This window comes from Streptomyces sp. NPDC005533 (genome assembly GCF_042871845.1).
Taxonomy (GTDB): domain Bacteria; phylum Actinomycetota; class Actinomycetes; order Streptomycetales; family Streptomycetaceae; genus Streptomyces.
This window is the reverse complement of record NZ_JBIAJH010000015.1, coordinates 98,392-115,836: the sequence shown is the minus strand read 5'-3', so window position 1 is coordinate 115,836 and position 17,445 is coordinate 98,392. Positions and strand designations below refer to the sequence as shown.

The window sequence follows — 17,445 nt, the reverse complement described above, 5'->3', positions numbered from 1 at the left end:
GCATCAGGCACGATCCCTCCCCACGGGCGCCCTCCGCCACCCCTTCACCGTCAATACGCCCGCACGGGCGCCACGGTTCCAGACCGGCGGCCTTCCGGGGCGGGTTCACCCGAAATGGGCACGGAGTTTTCCGTAGGCGAGGGGCGGGGAGCCGAGGGCGTCGAGGCCCAGGAGGGCGGCGCCCAGGACCGGGCGGGCCGTGACCACGTGGACGCGGGCGTGCGGGGCGCGTTCGGCGAGGCGCTCCGTGATCCGGTCGTTCAGCTGCAGGTGCCGGGCCGCCAGGACGCTGCCGCCCAGGACCACCGGCACCTCCTCGTGCAGCAGGCCCAGGCGGCTCAGGGCCACCGAGGCCATCGCCACGATCTCGTCCGCCTGCCGGTGCACCAGCGAGAGGGCGACCGGGTCCCCGGCGGCCGCCACCGCGAACAGCACCGGGGTCAGCTCGTGCCGCCGCCCCGCCGGGATCCGGCCCAGGTGCAGCGCCTCGATCAGCGCGGCCATCGAGTCCCGGCCCAGATGCGCGGGCAGCGCCCGGGCCAGTTCCGTCGGCTCGCCCCGCCCGTCCTCGGCCCGGGCCGCGAACCACATGGCCTCCTCGGCCAGTCCGCCCCCGCCGCCCCAGTCGCCGGAGATCCGCCCGATCGCGGGGAAACGCGCGGTCCGCCCGTCCGGGGTCATCCCGACGCAGTTGATGCCGGCCCCGCACACCACCGCGACGCCGCGCGGTTCGGCGCCCACGGGCAGGCCGGCGCGCAGCAGGGCGAAGGTGTCGTTGTGCACCTCCGTCACGCGCCCCCAGTTGCGGCGCTTGATCTCGCGCGCCAGCTGCCACTCCTCCAGCGGGAAGTCCGCGTTGGCCAGGCAGGCCGACACGTGTTCGGCGCAGGGCCCGAGGCCGCGCCCTTCCCGGTAGTCCAGGCCGGCGTCGGCCATCGCCTCGGCCAGTACGTCGACGGCCGCGGCCACCCCCGAACGGGACGGCTGGAAGCCACCGGCCTGCCCGGAGCACAGCACCGAGCCGTCCGGGCCGAGCAGGGCCACGTCCGTCTTGCTGTTGCCCGCGTCGATCGCGAGGACGGAACAGAGGCTCACGCCCATGCCAGATGCTCCTTGTTGTGCGCGAGGAGCCGGTCGGTCAGTTGCCCGGCCAGGTCGTACCGGCCGACCAGCGGGTGGGCGAGCAGGGCCCTGAAGACCCGCTCGCGCCCGCCGCGCAGCGCCGCGTCCAGCGCGAGGTCCTCGTACGCCGTCACGTGGGAGACCAGCCCGGCGTAGAGCGGGTCCAGCCGCGGGGCGGCCAGCGGCCGCGGGCCCGAGGCGTCGACGCGCGCCTGCACCTCGACGACCGCGTCGTCGGGGAGGAAGGGCAGGGTGCCGTTGTTGTACGTGTTGACGACCTGGAGGGCCGGGCCGCCGTCGCCCAGCAGCGAGGCGGCCAGGTCCACGGCGGCCTCCGAGTAGAAGGCGCCGCCCCGCCGGGCCAGCAGCGCCGGCTTCTCGTCCAGCGCGGGGTCCCCGTACAGGGCGAGCAGTTCCCGTTCCATGGCGGCGACCTCGGCGGCCCGCGAGGGCTTCGTGCCGAGTTCCCGTACGACCTCGTCGTGGGCGTAGAAGTAGCGCAGGTAGTACGAGGGCACGACGCCGAGCCGGTCCAGCAGGGCCCGCGGCAGGCGCAGGTCCCCGGCGATCGCCTCGCCGTGCCCGGCGAGCAGGCCGGGCAGCAGGTCCTCGCCGTCCGGGCCGCCGCGCCGCACGCCCAGTTCCCAGGTCAGGTGGTTGAGGCCCACGTGGTCCAGGTGGATGTCGCCGGGGGCCAGGTCCAGCAGGGCCGCGAACTTGCGCTGGAGGCCGATGGCGACGTTGCACAGTCCGACGGCCTTGTGCCCGGCCTGCAGGAGGGCGCGGGTGACGATCCCGACCGGGTTGGTGAAGTCGATGATCCACGCGTCCGGGTTGGCCCGCCGGACCCGCTCGGCGATGTCGAGGACCACCGGGACCGTGCGCAGCGCCTTGGCGAGGCCGCCCGCGCCGGTGGTCTCCTGGCCGACGCAGCCGCATTCCAGGGGCCAGGTCTCGTCCTGGAGCCGGGCGGCCTGGCCGCCGACGCGCAGCTGGAGCAGGACGGCGTCGGCTCCGTCGACTCCTGCGTCGAGGTCGGCGGTGGTGGTGACCAGGCCCGGGTGCCCCTGCCGGGCGAGGATCCGCCGGGCGAGGCCGCCGATGAGTTCGAGGCGGTCGGTGGCCGGGTCGATCAGGACGAGTTCGGTGACCGGCAGGGTGTCGCGCAGCCGGGCGAAGCCGTCGATCAGTTCGGGGGTGTAGGTGGAACCGCCGCCCACCACTGCGAGTTTCATTGCCGTCAGCCTTTCACGCCGGTCAGGGTGACTCCCTCGACGAACGCCTTCTGGGCGAAGAAGAAGAGGACGATCACCGGGGCCATGACCAGCACGGTCGCGGCCATGGTCAGGTTCCAGTTGGTGTGGTGCGCGCCCTTGAAGGACTCCAGTCCGTAACTGAGGGTCCAGGCGGCCGGGTTGTCGGAGGCGTAGATCTGGGGGCCGAAGTAGTCGTTCCAGGCGTAGAAGAACTGGAAGAGCGCGACGGCGGCGATGGCGGGCTTGGCCATCGGCAGCACCACGCGCAGCAGGGTGCGCACCTCGCCGCAGCCGTCGACGCGGGCCGCGTCCAGGTACTCGTCGGGGATGGTCAGCAGGAACTGGCGGAGCAGGAAGACGGAGAAGGCGTCCCCGAAGGCCATGGGGACGATCAGCGGCCACAGGGTCCCGGACAGGTCGAGCTGTTTGGCCCAGAAGAGGTACATGGGGATCACGACGACCTGCGGTGGCAGCATCATCATGGCGATCACGAGCAGCAGCGTCAGCCGCCGCCCGCGGAAGCGGAACTTGGCGAGGGCGTAGGCGACGGGCACGGAGGAGACCACCGTCAACAGGGTGCCGAGTCCGGCGTACAGGAGGGTGTTGCGCCACCAGGTCAGGAAGCCGGGCGTGTTCCACACGGTGGCGTAGTTGTCCCATTCCCAGTGGTCGGGCCACAGGTCGCGGGTGAGTGCCTGGCGGTCGCCCATCAGGGAGGTGAGCAGGAGGAAGACGAAGGGGAGGACGAAGAAGAGGGCCGCGGCCACGGCCAGCGAGTGGACCGCGATCCAGTGCAGTACGCCCTTGCGTGCGTGCGCGTTCACTCGCCTGCTCCGATCAGTCCGCCACGGCGCCGCATCAGGAGCGCGGTGAAGGTCATGGAGAGGGCGAACAGGACGAGCGCGACGACACACGCCGTGCCGTAGTCGAAGCGCTGGAATCCGAGGTTGTAGACGAGCTGCGGCAGGGTGAGGGTGGACTTGTCGGGGTAGCCCGGTTCGAACTGCTGGCCGGAGCCGCCGATCACCCCGGCCGCGACCTTGCCGGCGACCAGCGGCTGGGCGTAGTACTGCATGGCCTGGATGACGCCGGTGACCACCGCGAAGGCGATGATCGGCGAGATGTTGGGCAGGGTGATGTGCCGGAACCGCGCCCATGCCCCGGCCCCGTCGAGTTCGGCGGCCTCGTACTGCTCCTTCGGTACGTCGAGCAGTGCGGCCATGAAGATGACCATCAGGTCGCCCACCCCCCACAGGGCGAGGGCGGTGAGCGCGGGCTTGGACCAGTCGGCGTCGGTGAACCAGCCAGGGGTGGGCAGCCCCACGGCGTCCAGCAGGGTGTTGGCGGGACCGGTGCCGGGGTTGAGCAGGAAGACGAAGGCCAGGGTCGCGGCGACGGGCGGGGCCAGGTAGGGGAGGTAGAACAGGGTCCGGAAGATCCCGACGCCCGTCTTGATCTTCGTGACGAGCAGACCGACGCCGAGGCCGAAGAGGACCCGGCAGGTCACCATCACCACCACGAGCCACAGGGTGTTGCGCATGGCGGGCCAGAAGAGCGGATAGTCGGTGAAGACGTAGCTCCAGTTGTCCGTGCCGTTGAGGGCGGGCGGGCGGAAGCCGTCGTACTTGGTGAAGGAGAAGTAGAGGGTGGACAGCAGGGGGTAGGCGAAGAAGACCGCGAACCCGATGAGCCAGGGGGACATGAAGGCCGCGGTCCGCAGGGCGGAGCGGCGGCTCTTCGACCGCAGCGTGGGGGTGGTCGTCCGGGTCATCCGGGGCTACTTCGCCTTCGCGATGTCCGTGTCGATCTGCTGGTCGGCCTTGGCGAGGCCGGCGGGGATGTCGGTGACGTCGCCCTTCTCGACCGCGTACGCGAGGTCCTGGAAGGTCAGCTGGTAGGTGCCGCCGTCGGCCTGGGCCGGGGTGGTGCCGGACTTGGGGTGCCGGGCGATGTCGAGGAAGGTCTTGAACTCCGGGGTCACCTGGAGGTTCGGGGACTCCAGGGCGGCGAGGGTGGACGGCACGTTGTGGATGGCGTTGGCGAAGGACACCACCGCCTCGGTGTCGGTGGTCATGTACTTGACCAGTTCCCAGGCGGCGTTCTGCTTCCTGCTGCCGGCGGCGATGCCCATGACCGTGCCGGAGAGGTAGCCCTTGCCGTAGTCGGCGGCCTGCTCGTCGGGCACGGGCAGCGGCGCGGTGCCGATCTCGAACGCGACCCCGGCCTCCTTCGCCATGGAGACCCGCCATTCGCCGTCGATCTGCATGGCCACCTGGCCGGTGTGGAAGGGGTGTTCGGCGCTCCACTCGTCGCCGAAGGTGCTGCGGAACCGTTCCAGCTTCTCGTAGCCGCCGAGCTTGTCCACCAGGTCCTTCTGCGCGGTCAGCATCTTGCCGAAGCCGGGGTCCTTGGCCAGGCCGGACTTGCCGTCCGCGCCGAAGTAGGCGGGGCTCCACTGCGCGGCGAGCCGCACCGGGGTGGTCTCGTAGCCGTGGAAGGTGGGCATCAGGCCGACCTGCTCGTACGAGTCCCCCTTGGGTTTGGTGAGCTTCTGCGCGACCTCGGTGAACCGGCTCCACGTCCTGGGGGGTTCGGTGATCCCGGCGGCCTCGAAGGCGGTCTTGTTGTAGACGAGGCCGTACGCGTCGTGCAGCAGGGGCAGCGTGCACTGGTTGCCGTCGAACTGGGTGTACTCCAGCAGGGTCTTGGGGAAGACCTTCGTCTTGTCGACCCCGGACTTGCGCAGGAAGGGGTTGAGGTCGGCGAAGGCGCGGGAGTTGCAGAACTTGCCGACGCTGTCGGTGGTGAAGGAGGACACCACGTCGGGGGCCTTGTCCCCGCCCGCCCGCAGGGCCTGGTTGATCTTGTCGTCGGTCATGTTGCCGGTGACCTTGACCTTGATGTTCGGGTGCGCCTGCTCGAAGCGGGCGATGTTGTCCTCGATCGCCTTGGCCTCGCTCGGTGCGGACCAGCCGTGCCAGAAGGTGAGGGTGACGTCCGCCTTGGGGTCGTCGGAGGCGGTGTCGGTGCCCTGGCCGGTACAGGCCGTGGCGAGTGCGGATATCGCGACGAGGAGGGCTGCTGCGGTGGTCAGGCGTCCGGTTCCGGGCATGGCGGGGCTCGCTCTCTGCGGGAGACGAAACTTCCGGTGGGGGTGGGGGTGGGGGTGGGGGTGGCGGTGGGGGTGGGGTGGAGGGGGACGGGCGGGGCGGTGTCAGCGGGAGGTGTCGAACACCGCGTCCCGGGTGGCGGCCAGCGCGCTCTCCAGCGCGCCGTGCAGGACCGGCCGTCCCCGTACCTCGCCGGGGACCAGCCGGGGCCGGGAGGGGGCCAGTTCGGCGAGCTCGGCCTCCAGCAGCGCGCGCAGCGGTTCGCCGCCCGCGCTGATCGCGGCCCCGGACAGGACCACGATCTCCGGGTCCAGCACGGCGACGAGCGAGGCCAGACCGGTGGCGAGCGCGGTGGCGTACGACTGGAGGAAGCTCAGGTGCGCGCCCTCGGGCGCGGCCGCGGCCTGCGCGAGCAGGGCGACGGCGGCGGCGACCTCCGGGCTGTGCGGGGCGTCCGGGCCGTGCGGGGTGCCGGCGGCGGGACCGGGCGCGGCCGCCACGCCCAGTTCCGCGGCGAGCCGGGGCAGTCCCTCCACGCCGGCCAGTTCCTGGTAGCCGCCGGCGTTGGCCCGGGTGACCTGGCGGACCAGGGGGCGGCCGGGTACGGGCAGGAAGCCCACCTCGCCCGCGCCGCCGGTCCAGCCGCGGTGCAGCCGGCCGCCGAGCACCAGGGCGGCGCCGAGGCCCTCCTCGTTCCAGAGCAGGACGAAGTCCTCGTGGCCGCGGGCCGCGCCGAGGCGCTGTTCGGCGACGGCGGCGAGGTTGACGTCGTTCTCGTACTCCACGGGCATCGGCAGGGCCGCCGCCAGGTCCTCGAGCAGGGTGGGGGAGTGCCAGCCGGGCAGGTGGCTGGCGTAGCGCAGCCGGCCGGTCTGCGGGTCGAAGGCGCCCGGGGTGGCGATGACCACGCGGTGCAGATCGCTGCGGTGCAGACCGGCGGCCTTGACGGCCCCGCCGAGGGCCTCGGTCACCTGGTCCACGGCCTGGGCGCCCTCGGTGTACGGGACCTCGTGGGAGGCGATCACCGTGCCGGTGAGGTCCGCGACGGCCGCCAGGACGCGCCCCGGGGTGACGTCGAGTCCGCCGACGTACGCGGCCCGGGGGTTGAGCGCGTACAGCTGGGCGCTGGGGCCGGGGCGGCCGCCGTCGGTGCCGGTGGCCAGGACGAGACCGGCGGCCTCCAGGCGGGCCAGCAGCTGGGAGGCGGTGGGCTTGGACAGTCCGGTCAGGTGCCCGATGCGGGTCCGGGAGAGCGGGCCGTGCGTCAGCAGCAGTTCGAGCGCGGCCCGGTCGTTCATGGCGCGCAACAGGCTGGGCGTTCCGGGCGTGGAGGCGGGCATGGAGCGGTCTCTCCCTCACCGAGGCGATCTGTTAGGTAAGTTTCCTATCACCGTTTGACCCGTGTCAATGCCGCTGCCCCGCAGGTCATTCGCGAATGACCTGCGGGGCAGCGGGGGCGCGGCGGCGCCGGGGCGGCTACTTGGTGATCCGCGGGCCGGCCGGCGGCGGGATCGGGGCCGTGGCCAGCGACTGCGGCGAGGCCGGGTTCGCCAGTGCGGACGGCGCGGCGACGGAGGCCGACGGGTCCGCCGGGGCCTCGTCCTCCTCGTCCGCAGCCGGCACGCCGCCGATGATCCGGATGCCCGCGGCGTCGAAGGCCTCCTTGATCCGCCAGCGCAGCTCCCGCTCCACGGCGAACTGCTGGCCCGGCATGGTCTTCGCCGACACCTTCACCGTCATCGAGGCGAGCAGCACCTCGTCCAGGCCGAGGACCTCCACCGGACCCCACAGGCGCTCGTCCCACGGGGACTCCTTCGCCAGGGTGTCGGCGACCTGCTGGACCACCTCGCGGATCCGCGACAGGCTCTCCGAGGGCTTGACCTGGACGTCCACGCCCGCGGTCGCCCAGCCCTGGCTGAGGTTGCCGATCCGCTTGATCTCGCCGTTGCGCACGTACCAGATCTCGCCGTTGTCCCCGCGCAGCTTGGTCACGCGCAGCCCGACCTCGATGACCTCGCCCGAGGCCACGCCCGCGTCGATCTTGTCGCCGACCCCGTACTGGTCCTCCATGATCATGAAGACGCCGGACAGGAAGTCCGTGACCAGGTTCCGGGCGCCGAAACCGATGGCCACACCGGCCACACCGGCACTCGCCAGGAGCGGGGCCAGATCGATCTTCAACGCGGCCAGGACCATCAGCGCGGCCGTGCCGAGGATCAGGAACGAGGCCACCGAGCGCAGGACCGAGCCGATCGCCTCCGAACGCTGGCGCCGCCGCTCCGCATTGACCAGCAGCCCGCCGAGCGCCGTGCCCTCGACCGCCTCGGCGCTGGTGTTCATCCGGGTTATGAGCTTGGTCAGCGCCTTGCGGACCGCCGAGCGTATGACCGCGGCGATCACCACGATCAGCAGGATCCGCAGGCCGATGCTCAGCCAGGTGGCCCAGTTCTGCTCGATGAAGCTGGCGGCCTCGGTGACGCTGGCCTGCGCCTCCTTGACCGAGGCGGGCGCGTCCGGAACGTCGGCTGCCAACGGCAGCAGGGCGGCGGGCCAGGGCACGACGGGAACCTCCAGGTGTAGCGGTCTGCCTGCGGAACGGTTGTAGGGGCAGACCAACCACACTAACGGGGCAATGCCTTCACCTTGGTGCCGTGTTCGAGGGAGAGACCAGACTCACCTGGGGATGACTGACTGTGGTTGAAAACACCTCGGACCCGTTACGGGCGCGTGGTGGCGCTTCGACCAGCCGTAAGGAGAGACTGGAGAGCAGATCGTCCCGGCGCGAGCCACGCGCCGCCGGCGTACAAGGAGGCAGTCCGTGCCGCACGTCCTGGTCCTCAATGCGTCGTACGAGCCCCTCGGCGTCGTACCGCTCCGCCGCGCGCTCGTCCTCGTCCTGGAGAACAAAGCGGTCTCCCTGGAGGAATCCGGCGCCTATCTGCACAGCGCGACAAGGGCCGTCCCCGCTCCCAGCGTGGTACGGCTCAAGCGCTTCGTGCGGGTCCCCTACCGGGGGCCCGTTCCACTCACCCGGCGCGCCCTGTTCGCGCGGGACGGCGGCCGCTGCATGTACTGCGGGGCCGTCGCCACCAGCGTCGACCACGTCATCCCGCGCAGCCGGGGCGGGCAGCACGCGTGGGACAACGTCGTCGCCGCGTGCCGGCGCTGCAACCACGTCAAGGCGGACCGGCACCTGCTGGAGCTCGGCTGGCGCCTGCGCCACCAGCCGGCGCCGCCGTCCGGGCTGGCGTGGCGGATCATCGGGACGGGGCACCGGGATCCCCGCTGGATGCCCTACCTCCAGCCGTACGGGGCCGAGGACGCGCTGGAGCGCATCGGGGTCGCGGCGTCGTAGCCGCCCCCGGCCCCACCCGCTACGGCGCGACGGCGTACGCCGACCCTACGGCGTGACGGCGTACGCCTCCGCCGACCAGAGGGAGCAGCCGTAGCGGGTGGCGCGGCGGTCGCACGTGACGCGGAGGAAGCGGGTGTCGGGCGCGTCCAGGCGCAGGGACTCACGGCCGCCACCGGAGGCCGCGACCGTCGCCGCCGGACGCCAGGTGACCCCGTCCGCCGAGGTCTCCACGCGGTAGGCGGACGGGTACGCGTCCTGCCAGTGCAGCTCCAGCCGGCCGATCCGGGCCGGGGCGGGCAGCTGCGCCTGCCACCAGGCCCCGTCCACCGGCGGTGAGGACCAGCGGGTGGTCGGGGAGCCGTCCACGGCCGCCGAGGCCGGGAAGCCGCGGGTCTCGTCCGCCGAGGAGGTGGCCCGCGCGGTGCGCAGCAGGTCCGGTCCGCCGGTGCGGGGCACGGCCCGTACCGTCAGCGTCCGCGTCTCGCCGTCGAAGGTCACCGGGACCTCGTAGCTGCCGGGCGCGGTGCCCGGCGCCACCACGACCTCCACCGGGATCGACACCTGCCCGCCGCGCGGCACCACCGCGACCCCCGGGAGGCGCACCTCTATGCCCGCCGGCGGCCGCGCCGACAGCGGTCCGCGCACCTCGGCGGGGCCCGGCGCGGACAGCTGCGCCGACACCCGCCCCGGGGCGCCGCCGATCTCGGCGTCGGTCGCGGCCCCGGCCGCCAGCTCGAAGCGGGCCCGCGGCCCGTCCCCGAACCACGGCACCACCTGGTGCACCGTGGGCGCGGTGCCCGTCCCGGCCCAGGTCAGCCGTACCGCGTCCGCACTCAGCCCGGCCGTGTCCACCTGGGTCCAGCCCGAGGGCGAGGCGTCGGCGAGCTTGCGCCAGCCCTCGCCGGGTACGTGCGCCTCCACGGCCGCGCCCCGCGCCCCCGCCGGGAAGGGCTCCGTCATCACCGTCACCGCCGACAGCGGGCGCGCGGCGGCCAGCCGGACCGTCCAGGACTCCGGCTCCTTCGTCACCGTGCCCGTGGTACGGGCGGCGCCTGTCCAGGCGTCCGCCTCCGCCACCGCCTTCTTCAGGAAGGGCTCCAGGACGGCCTCGTCCACCCGGGCTGTCCCCGGTTCCGCCAGCTCCTCGCGGACCTCGGCCAGGGCCCGGGAGGCCTGCCAGGCGGCGGCCCCGTCCCCGCGGGCCTGCGCCTGGAGGACGTCCACGGCCAGCTCGCCGGCCGTTCCGTAGCGCGCCAGCCGCTCCAGCCAGGGGCCCGCCTCGTCCGACAGGACCGGCAGCCGGCCGGGGGCCTCGCGCAGGACCGTGAACGCCTTGCGCAGCTCGGCCCCCGCCGCCGGGTCGCCCGCGGCGCGGGCCTTCCAGAACTGCTCGACCAGCGGCTTCAGATACGCCGACTCCTCCTGCTTCAGCCCCGACGACGCGGTGTTCCCGGCGAGGGCCGCCACCGCCGCGCGCTCCCGCGGGTCGGAGCCCGCGAGATCGCGCACCGCCGCCTGCCAGGACTCCCCGGCCCGGTAGCCGCGCGGGTTCCAGGCGAAGTCCGCCGCCGTGAAGAGCGGGATCCGCGACAGGATGGGCTGCTGCATCGCGTTGGCCAGCAGCGCCGCCGATCCGCCCGCCACCGCGGGATCGCGGCCCGCGTACGGGCCGAGGAAGATGCGGCCCGGATCCCAGTCGTTGACCGGGTAGTTGTCCATGGTGACCAGGGGCTGCTGCCCCAGGGCGGAGCGCGCCCCGGCCAGTTCCCCGCCCGTGATCGTGCGCGGCACCACGCCGACGCCCGTCCAGGCCACCTCCACCCGCGCGTCGAGCGCGCCCGCCAGCGCCGTCCGGTAGGAGGTGGAGCCCTCCTGGTAGTACTCCGTCGGCAGCAGCGACAGGGCGGGCGCGCCCGGATACCGGGAGGCCAGGTGCGCGGCCAGCTCGTTCGCGACCTCCGCGTGCGCCTTCGCGGCCGCCGCCGGCCCCTTCCCGTACCGCTCCCGGTCCGCGCGGCAGCCCCATTCCGAGTAGCTGACGTCCTGGAACTGCACCTGGAAGGCGCGGAAGCCGAGGTCCCACATCGAGTCGAGCTTGCGCGCGAGCGCCGCCCGGTCGGCGGCCGAGGACAGGCACATCGACTGACCGGGGGTGACCGCCCAGGCCAGGACCACCCGGTTGGCGCGGGCCCGCTCGGCCAGCGCGCGGAACTCCTCCTGCTGCGCCTGCGGGTAGTCCGTGCGCCAGCCGGTCGTCCGGTACTGGTCGTTCCCGGGCGCGACCAGTAGCCGGTTCTGCTTCGTGCGGCCCATGAAGTCCACTTGCGCCAGGCGCTGTTCGTTGGTCCACGGCTGCCCGTAGAACCCCTCGGTGATGCCGCGCACCGGGGCGATCGGCCAGTCCCGCACCAGTACCCCGGGCACCTTCCCGCCGCCCGCCGCGAGCAGTTGGCGCAGCGTCTGCGCCGCGTGGAACAGCCCCGCGTCCCCCACGCCGGCGAGCGCGACCGTGTCCCGGCCGCCGGGCCGCCCCACCGCCAGCCGGTAGCCCCCCTCCGGCAGGTCCTTCGCCGCGGCCGCGCCCAGCGCCCGCAGCGCCTGCTCGGCACCCGCGTCGTCGAGGCGCACGACGGTGCCCCGCTCGGGCACCGGCGCCCCCGGGGCCGGCTCGTGCAGGGTCTTCACGCCCGCCTTGCGCAGGGCCTCGCGCACCACCTGGAGCGCGTACGGGTCGGTGTCGGCCGGGGCGACCAGTACGGCCTCCGGGCCCAGCGGCACCTCGCGCCCCGGATCGGCAGTCATCGACTGCGGCCGGGGCCACACCGCGGGCCCCTCGGAGGCGGCCCGGGGGGTGTCGGCGCCGGGGTCGAGCACGGGGCCGACGGCGCCGTTGGCGCCGGCCGCAGCCCCTGCCGCGGCGGCGGCTCCCCCCGGTGCGGGGGTCGGCGCGTCCGGGACGGAGGGAGCCGTCAGGGTGCCGGGCGGCGCGGCGGCCACGGCGCCGCCGAGCAGCGACCCGATCACCGCGATGGCGGCGGCCGTCGACCGTTTCCTGCCCCTGAGCTGCACAGAACCTCCTCGTCCCGAGACGTCCCCCACTCGTACGAATGAGCCCGAGCCCACCACTCGTGCGGCTGGGGTGTCAATGCGGGTGGGTGATCTGACCCGGATATGACAGGAATGCGGTCCCTCCGAGTGGGTATGGCTGGCGTGTTCCCCCGCGGTGTCCCGCCCTTCTGCACCACGCTTCTGACCCACCCTCACGCCCTCGTGCCCGCACGCAAGAAGGAGCGCCCGTTGATGGACGACCTGGCCAGGCTCGCTGCCCTGCACGGCATCGCCACCGCCTACCAGCCCGCCCCGGACGTCACCGTCCAGGTGCCGGAGACCACCGTCAAGGCCGTGCTCGGCCGGCTCGGGGTGGTCACGGACGACGCCGAGAGCATCCGGGTGTCCGCCGAGGAGCAGTCCCGGGCGGCGGCCGGGCGGCTCCTGCCGCCGACGGTGGTGCTCTGGCAGGGGGAGCCCGTGCCGCCGCGGCCCGCCGCCCTCCCGCCGGGCACCCGGGTCCGCGTGGTGGCCGAGGAGACGGGGGAGGAGCTCGCGTGGGGCCCCGGACTGCCCCCGGGCGTCCACCGGCTCACCGCCCGGGCGTCCGACGGGCGGACCGCCGAGGCCGCCCTGATCGTGGCCCCGGAGCGGGCCCCGGCCGCGCCCGAGCGGGCCCACGGGCTGCTCGTCCAGCTCTACTCCCTGCTCTCCGAGCGCTCCTGGGGCATGGGCGACCTCGGCGACCTCGCGGCGCTCGCCCGCTGGGCCGGCCGCACCCACGGCGCCGGCTTCATCCAGGTCAACCCGCTGCACGCGGCCGTACCCGGCACCCCGACCGACCCCTCCCCGTACCGGCCCTCCTCGCGCCGCTTCCCGGACCCCGTCCACCTGCGGATCGAGGACGTCCCGGAGTACGCCGACTGCCCCGACCGCGCGGCCCTCGCCGAGCTCGCCGCGCGCGGCGGCGAGCTGCGCCGCCAGGTCCTGGAGAAGGGCGGGCTGATCGACCGCGACGCCGTCTGGGAGCTCAAGCGGGCGGCGCTGGAGCTGCTGTACGCCGTGCCGCGCGCACCCGAACGCGAAGCCGCCTACCGGGCGTTCTGCGCCGAACAGGGCGCACCGCTGGACGTGCACGCCGCCTGGTGCGCCGACCACGCGGGGGAGGACCCGAAGGAGCGCGGCGATTTCCACCGCTGGCTGGTCTGGCTGACGGACGGCCAGCTCGCCGCCGCCCAGCGGGCCGCCCGCGAGGCCGGCATGAGCGTCGGCATCGTCCACGACCTCGCCGTCGGGGTGCACCCGCAGGGCTCCGACGTCTCCGGGTCGTCCTGCTACGCCCGGCACATCTCGGTCGGCGCGCCGCCGGACGCCTTCAACGCGCGCGGCCAGGACTGGGGGCTGCCGCCGTGGCGCCCCGACGTGCTCGCCGCCACCGCCTACGCCCCCTTCCGCTCGCTGCTGCGCGGGGTGTTCAGCTACGCCGGCGCGCTGCGGATCGACCACGTGATGGGCCTGTTCCGGCTGTGGTGGATCCCGCAGGGGACCCCGCCCGCCGAGGGCACGTACGTGGGCTACGACGGGGAGGCCATGCTGGCGGTCCTGGTCCTGGAGGCGCACCGGGCGGGCGCCCTCGTCATCGGCGAGGACCTCGGGACGGTGGAGCCGCGGGTGCGGCGGGAGCTGGCCCGGCGCGGGGTGCTCGGCACCTCCGTGCTGTGGTTCGAGCGGGACTGGGCCGGCTCCGGGAGCCCGCTCCCGCCGCAGGCCTGGCGGGCCGACTGCCTGGCCACCGCCACCACCCACGACCTGCCGCCCACGGCCGCGAAACTCGCCGGCTCGCATGTGGAACTGCGCGACCGGCTCGGCCTGCTGACCCGCCCGGCCGCGCAGGAGCGGGCCGAGGACGCCGCCGACACCGCCGAGTGGCTGGAGCTGCTGGACGGGCTCGGCCTGGAGACCAAGGGCGAGGAGGCGGCCGTACGGTCCCTGTACGCGTTCCTGCTGCGCACCCCGGCCCGGCTGGTCGGCGTCTGGCTGCCCGACGCGGTGGGGGACCGGCGGCCGCAGAACCTGCCCGGCACCTGGGACCAGTACCCCAATTGGCGGCTTCCGGTCGCCGATGCCGGGGGGCGGCCGCTGACGCTGGAGGAACTGCTCGCCTCGCCCCGGGCGAACGCCCTGCTGGGGGCGCTGGCGGAGGGCGCGCGACCTCGTACGGCACCCCCGGGCGCGCGCCCCGTTTAGGTGTTCGCTACGTTTGCACCGTGGACAAGAAGAACGCTCTGCGCGCCGGCGCCGTCACGGCCGGAACGACGCTGATGATGCTGCTGATGACGTCTCCCGCCCTCGCGCTGACCCGCGACGACGGCGACGACCCGGGCCCGGGCCTGAGCATTGGCGAGACGCTCGGCCTGTACGTGGCCCTGCCGATCGTGCTGTTCCTGGTCATCGCGGGTCTCGTGATGGTCCTCGACAAGTCGGACAGGCCGCGGAAGCAGGCCTGAGCAGGTCCGGCCCCACGGGGTCGGGACCGCTGGACTTCCCGGGCGCCGGGGGTCCGCACCGCCGATTCACCTCGGCCGTGCGGCGACCCCCGGCGCTTTGTCGTGTCCGCGGACCGGTCCCGCCTCAGATGCCGGCCAGCAGCTTGCGGAGCAGGCCGGTGAGGACGCCGACCTCCTCGTCGCTCAGCCCGGTCAGCGCGGCGCGCTGCACCTCCAGGCCGGCGGCGACCGCCTCGTCGATGAGCGCGAGGCCGCGGTCGGTGATCGTCACCTGGAGCCCCCGCCGGTCGTGCGGATCGGGCTTGCGGCAGAGCAGCCCGGCCTTCTCCAGCTTGTCCAACCGCCCGGTCATGCCGCCCGTGGTGAGCATGAGCGTCGCCGAGAGCTGGCGGGGCGAGAGCGTGTACGGGGCGCCCGAACGGCGCAGCGTGGCGACGACGTCGAACTCCCCGCGCGAGATGCCGAAGCGCGCGTAGCACTCTTCCATCGCGTCGCCCATGGCCCTGGCGATCCGGTAGATGCGTCCGAAGACGGCCATGGGGGCCGTGTCCAAGTCGGGGCGCACGGCGAACCACTGGGCCGTTATCGCGTCGACGGCGTCCTTGTCGTCACTCATGAGTGCAGTATTCCGCTTCCCTGAGATCGTTCGCAAGAAAGTTGCTTGACGGAAAGTAGCTTAGCGGTAAGCTACTTACCAGCAACCGAATCTGGGGGAGAGGCCGTCATGGCAGTGTTCAGGAGCAAGAGCGCCGGCACCGGGGAGGCGAAGGTCGCGGGGGAGCGGTCGCTTCTCCTCGGCATCGGCATCAGCGCGGTCGGGATCGGCATGTACGTCCCGTTCTCGCTGGTCTTCTTCCACCACGTCACCGGCCTCTCCCTCACCCTCGTCGGCCTGGTCATGACGGTCACCGGCCTGGCCGGGCTGGCGTTCATGCCCCTGGCCGGCTCGGCCGTCGACCGGTTCGGCGCCAAGAGGGTCAACCTGGTGCTCTACGGGATACGGGCGCTCGGCTTCGCCCTCTACCCCTTCGCGAGCTCCCTGCCCGCCTTCGGGGCCGTCGCCCTCGTCACCGCGCTCGCCGACCGCTCGTTCGGCGTCGTACAGCAGTCCCTGATCGGCGAGGTGGCGCGGGGCGCCGCCCGCGACCGGCTCCAGGCCTCCACCCGGGCCCTGCAGAACGCCGGGATGGGCGCGGGCGCCCTGCTCGTCTCCGGCGTGCTGGCGCTGTGGGGCACCGGCGGGTTCACGTACACCGCCTGGGGCAACTCCCTCGCCTTCGCCCTCGCCGGACTGCTCGTCAGCCGGGTCCGCCCGGTCCGCGCCGCCGCGGCGGGCTCCGCGCGGCGGGCTCCCGCCGGATACCGGATGGTCCTGCGCGACCGCCCCTTCCTCGGCCTCACCGCCGCCAACTTCCTCACCGCGCTGGGCTACTCCGCCCTCTCCGTCCTCTTCCCGCTCTACCTCTCCACCTGGCTGGCGGCCCCCGACTCCCTCGCCGGCGCCGCCTTCACCGTCAACACCGTCCTGTGCGCCGGGATCGGCGTGCTGATCGCAGGCCGGGTCCGCCGCTCCGGAGCCCGCCGCACCCGCTCGGCCGCCCTCGGCGCCCTGCTCTTCGCCGCCGCCTTCGTCGGACAGATCGTGCTCGGCACGCTGCGCCCCGGCCAGAGCGTGACCCTGGTCGCCCTGCTGGCCATCGTCGTCGTCTACACCCTCGGCGAACTGGTGCACAGCCCCTCCGGCGGCGCCCTGTCGGTCTCCGCCGCCCCCGAGGCCGTCCGCGGCCGCTACCTCGCCACCTACCAGCTGTCCTACTCGCTGGCCAGCGCGCTCGCCCCCTCCCTCTTCACCGCCCTGCTCGCCGTCGACGGCCGCCTGCCCTGGGCCGCCCTCGCCGTCGCCGCACTCGGCGCCGCCCTCGCACTGGTCCGGCTGGAGCCGCACCTGCCGGCCGGAGCCGTCCACGTCGAGCAGCCGGCCGCCGCCGTCGCCCCCGGCGAGGCGACGGCCCCGGAGCGCCGGCCGGCCGCCGTCGCCGCCTGAACCACCCCGCCCGGTCCCGCCTTCCTCACCCGACAGGGGAGCCACCCGCCATGAAGCGCCTCGCCACCGTCGCCCTGACCGCCCTCGCCCCCATCTCCTGGGGCTCCACCTACGCCGTGGCCACCGAACTGCTGCCGCCCGACCGGCCGCTGTTCACCGGGGTCATGCGGGCCCTGCCCGCCGGCCTGCTGCTGACCGCCCTGGCCCGCACCCTGCCCAAGGGCGCGTGGTGGTGGAAGTCCGCCGTCCTCGGCATCCTCAACATCGGCGCCTTCTTCCCGCTCCTCTTCCTCTCCGCCTACCGGCTCCCCGGCGGTGTCGCGGCCGTACTGGGCGCCGCCGGCCCGCTGTTCGTCGTCGGACTCGCCGCCCTCCTCCTCGGCGAGCGGGCGAGCCTGCGCACCGTACTCGCCGCCGTCGTGGGGGCGTTCGGCGTGAGCATGGTCGTCCTGACCGCCGAGGCGAAGCTCGACCTCGTCGGCGTCGTCGCCGGTGTGATCTCCTCCGCCTCCATGGGCGCCGGCACCGTCATGACCAAGCGCTGGGGCCGCCCCGAGGGCGTCGGCCCGCTGGCGATGACCGGCTGGCAGCTCACCGCCGGCGGGCTGTTCATCATCCCGGTGGCCGCCCTCGTCGAGGGAGCCCCGCCCGCGCTCGACGGCAGCGCCTTCCTCGGCTACGGCTACATGATGCTGATCAACACCGGGATCGCGTACTGGCTCTGGTTCCGCGGCATCGGACAGCTCACCGCCACCTCGGTCACCCTGCTCGGCCCGCTCTCCCCGCTCACCGCCGCCGTCATCGGCTGGGCCGCCCTCGGCCAGGCGCTCTCGCCCGTGCAGCTCGTCGGGATGGCGATCGCCTTCGGGGCCACCGTCGCCGGTCAGCTGGCGGCCGCCCGCACCACCCCATCATTCAGTTCTCCTGAAAAGAACGATCAGAACATTTCGATGGACCTGACGGATGAAGGGGTGCGACGGTAGGGCACGCGCACCACCCGCCG

Annotated in this window: 14 protein-coding genes; 5 read left to right on the top strand and 9 right to left on the bottom strand. The window is 73.7% G+C overall.

All coding sequences use genetic code 11. The annotated features are described in order from the left end of the window. Positions 1–105: 105 nt before the first annotated feature. The 7 genes from ACFYP3_RS17695 to ACFYP3_RS17665 form a co-directional block, all read right to left on the bottom strand. A complete protein-coding gene (locus ACFYP3_RS17695; protein WP_388832878.1) occupies positions 106–1,101 on the bottom strand; it encodes an N-acetylglucosamine kinase in 996 nt (331 codons plus the stop codon). Continuing rightward, positions 1,092–2,357 carry a 6-phospho-beta-glucosidase gene (locus ACFYP3_RS17690; RefSeq protein WP_388832875.1) on the bottom strand — a complete coding sequence of 422 codons (1,266 nt, stop codon included), beginning with the start codon at positions 2,355–2,357 and terminating at the stop codon, positions 1,092–1,094. The genes ACFYP3_RS17695 and ACFYP3_RS17690 overlap by 10 nt, the downstream gene beginning before the upstream one ends. 5 nt (positions 2,358–2,362) lie before the next feature. After that, positions 2,363–3,202, bottom strand: a complete 840-nt coding sequence (locus ACFYP3_RS17685; RefSeq protein ID WP_388832872.1) for a carbohydrate ABC transporter permease — start codon at positions 3,200–3,202, stop codon at positions 2,363–2,365. After that, the gene (locus tag ACFYP3_RS17680; RefSeq protein ID WP_388832869.1) at positions 3,199–4,149 is read right to left on the bottom strand and encodes a carbohydrate ABC transporter permease; all 951 of its coding nucleotides are present in this window, start codon (positions 4,147–4,149) and stop codon (positions 3,199–3,201) included. The genes ACFYP3_RS17685 and ACFYP3_RS17680 overlap by 4 nt, the downstream gene beginning before the upstream one ends. A 6-nt stretch (positions 4,150–4,155) precedes the next feature. Then, positions 4,156–5,490 (bottom strand): ABC transporter substrate-binding protein, encoded by a 1,335-nt coding sequence (locus tag ACFYP3_RS17675; protein ID WP_388832866.1) that lies wholly within the window; start codon positions 5,488–5,490, stop codon positions 4,156–4,158. A 102-nt stretch (positions 5,491–5,592) separates the two neighbouring features. Further along, positions 5,593–6,828 (bottom strand): ROK family protein, encoded by a 1,236-nt coding sequence (locus ACFYP3_RS17670; protein ID WP_388832863.1) that lies wholly within the window; start codon positions 6,826–6,828, stop codon positions 5,593–5,595. A 136-nt stretch (positions 6,829–6,964) separates the two neighbouring features. Further along, positions 6,965–8,047: a mechanosensitive ion channel family protein gene (locus ACFYP3_RS17665; RefSeq protein WP_388832860.1), complete on the bottom strand. Its 1,083-nt coding sequence runs from the start codon at positions 8,045–8,047 to the stop codon at positions 6,965–6,967. Between the two features lie 259 nt (positions 8,048–8,306). Between ACFYP3_RS17665 and ACFYP3_RS17660 the strand changes: the two genes are divergently transcribed. Continuing rightward, on the top strand, positions 8,307–8,843 hold the full coding sequence (locus ACFYP3_RS17660) for an HNH endonuclease (protein ID WP_030710765.1): 537 nt from the start codon (positions 8,307–8,309) through the stop codon (positions 8,841–8,843). Between the two features lie 45 nt (positions 8,844–8,888). On the opposite strand, the gene ACFYP3_RS17655 is transcribed toward ACFYP3_RS17660, so the two are convergent. Further along, the gene (locus ACFYP3_RS17655; RefSeq protein ID WP_388832857.1) at positions 8,889–11,912 is read right to left on the bottom strand and encodes a beta-N-acetylglucosaminidase domain-containing protein; all 3,024 of its coding nucleotides are present in this window, start codon (positions 11,910–11,912) and stop codon (positions 8,889–8,891) included. Positions 11,913–12,143: 231 nt separating this feature from the next. Here ACFYP3_RS17655 and ACFYP3_RS17650 point away from each other — a divergent pair, with 231 nt between their 5' ends. Together ACFYP3_RS17650 and ACFYP3_RS17645 are read left to right on the top strand one after the other, a co-directional pair. Then, a complete protein-coding gene (locus tag ACFYP3_RS17650; protein WP_388833035.1) occupies positions 12,144–14,138 on the top strand; it encodes a 4-alpha-glucanotransferase in 1,995 nt (664 codons plus the stop codon). Between the two features lie 20 nt (positions 14,139–14,158). Continuing rightward, on the top strand, positions 14,159–14,398 hold the full coding sequence (locus ACFYP3_RS17645) for a hypothetical protein (protein ID WP_388832854.1): 240 nt from the start codon (positions 14,159–14,161) through the stop codon (positions 14,396–14,398). Between the two features lie 124 nt (positions 14,399–14,522). Here ACFYP3_RS17645 and ACFYP3_RS17640 read toward each other — a convergent pair whose 3' ends face one another. Further along, positions 14,523–15,014 carry a MarR family winged helix-turn-helix transcriptional regulator gene (locus ACFYP3_RS17640; protein WP_388832850.1) on the bottom strand — a complete coding sequence of 164 codons (492 nt, stop codon included), beginning with the start codon at positions 15,012–15,014 and terminating at the stop codon, positions 14,523–14,525. 108 nt (positions 15,015–15,122) lie between these two features. Here ACFYP3_RS17640 and ACFYP3_RS17635 point away from each other — a divergent pair, with 108 nt between their 5' ends. Both ACFYP3_RS17635 and ACFYP3_RS17630 read left to right on the top strand, forming a co-directional pair. Next, the gene (locus ACFYP3_RS17635) at positions 15,123–16,442 is read left to right on the top strand and encodes an MFS transporter (protein WP_388832847.1); all 1,320 of its coding nucleotides are present in this window, start codon (positions 15,123–15,125) and stop codon (positions 16,440–16,442) included. Positions 16,443–16,492: 50 nt separating this feature from the next. Then, entirely contained in the window at positions 16,493–17,425 is a 933-nt protein-coding gene (locus ACFYP3_RS17630) for an EamA family transporter (protein ID WP_388832844.1), read from the top strand. Positions 17,426–17,445 lie beyond the last annotated feature (20 nt).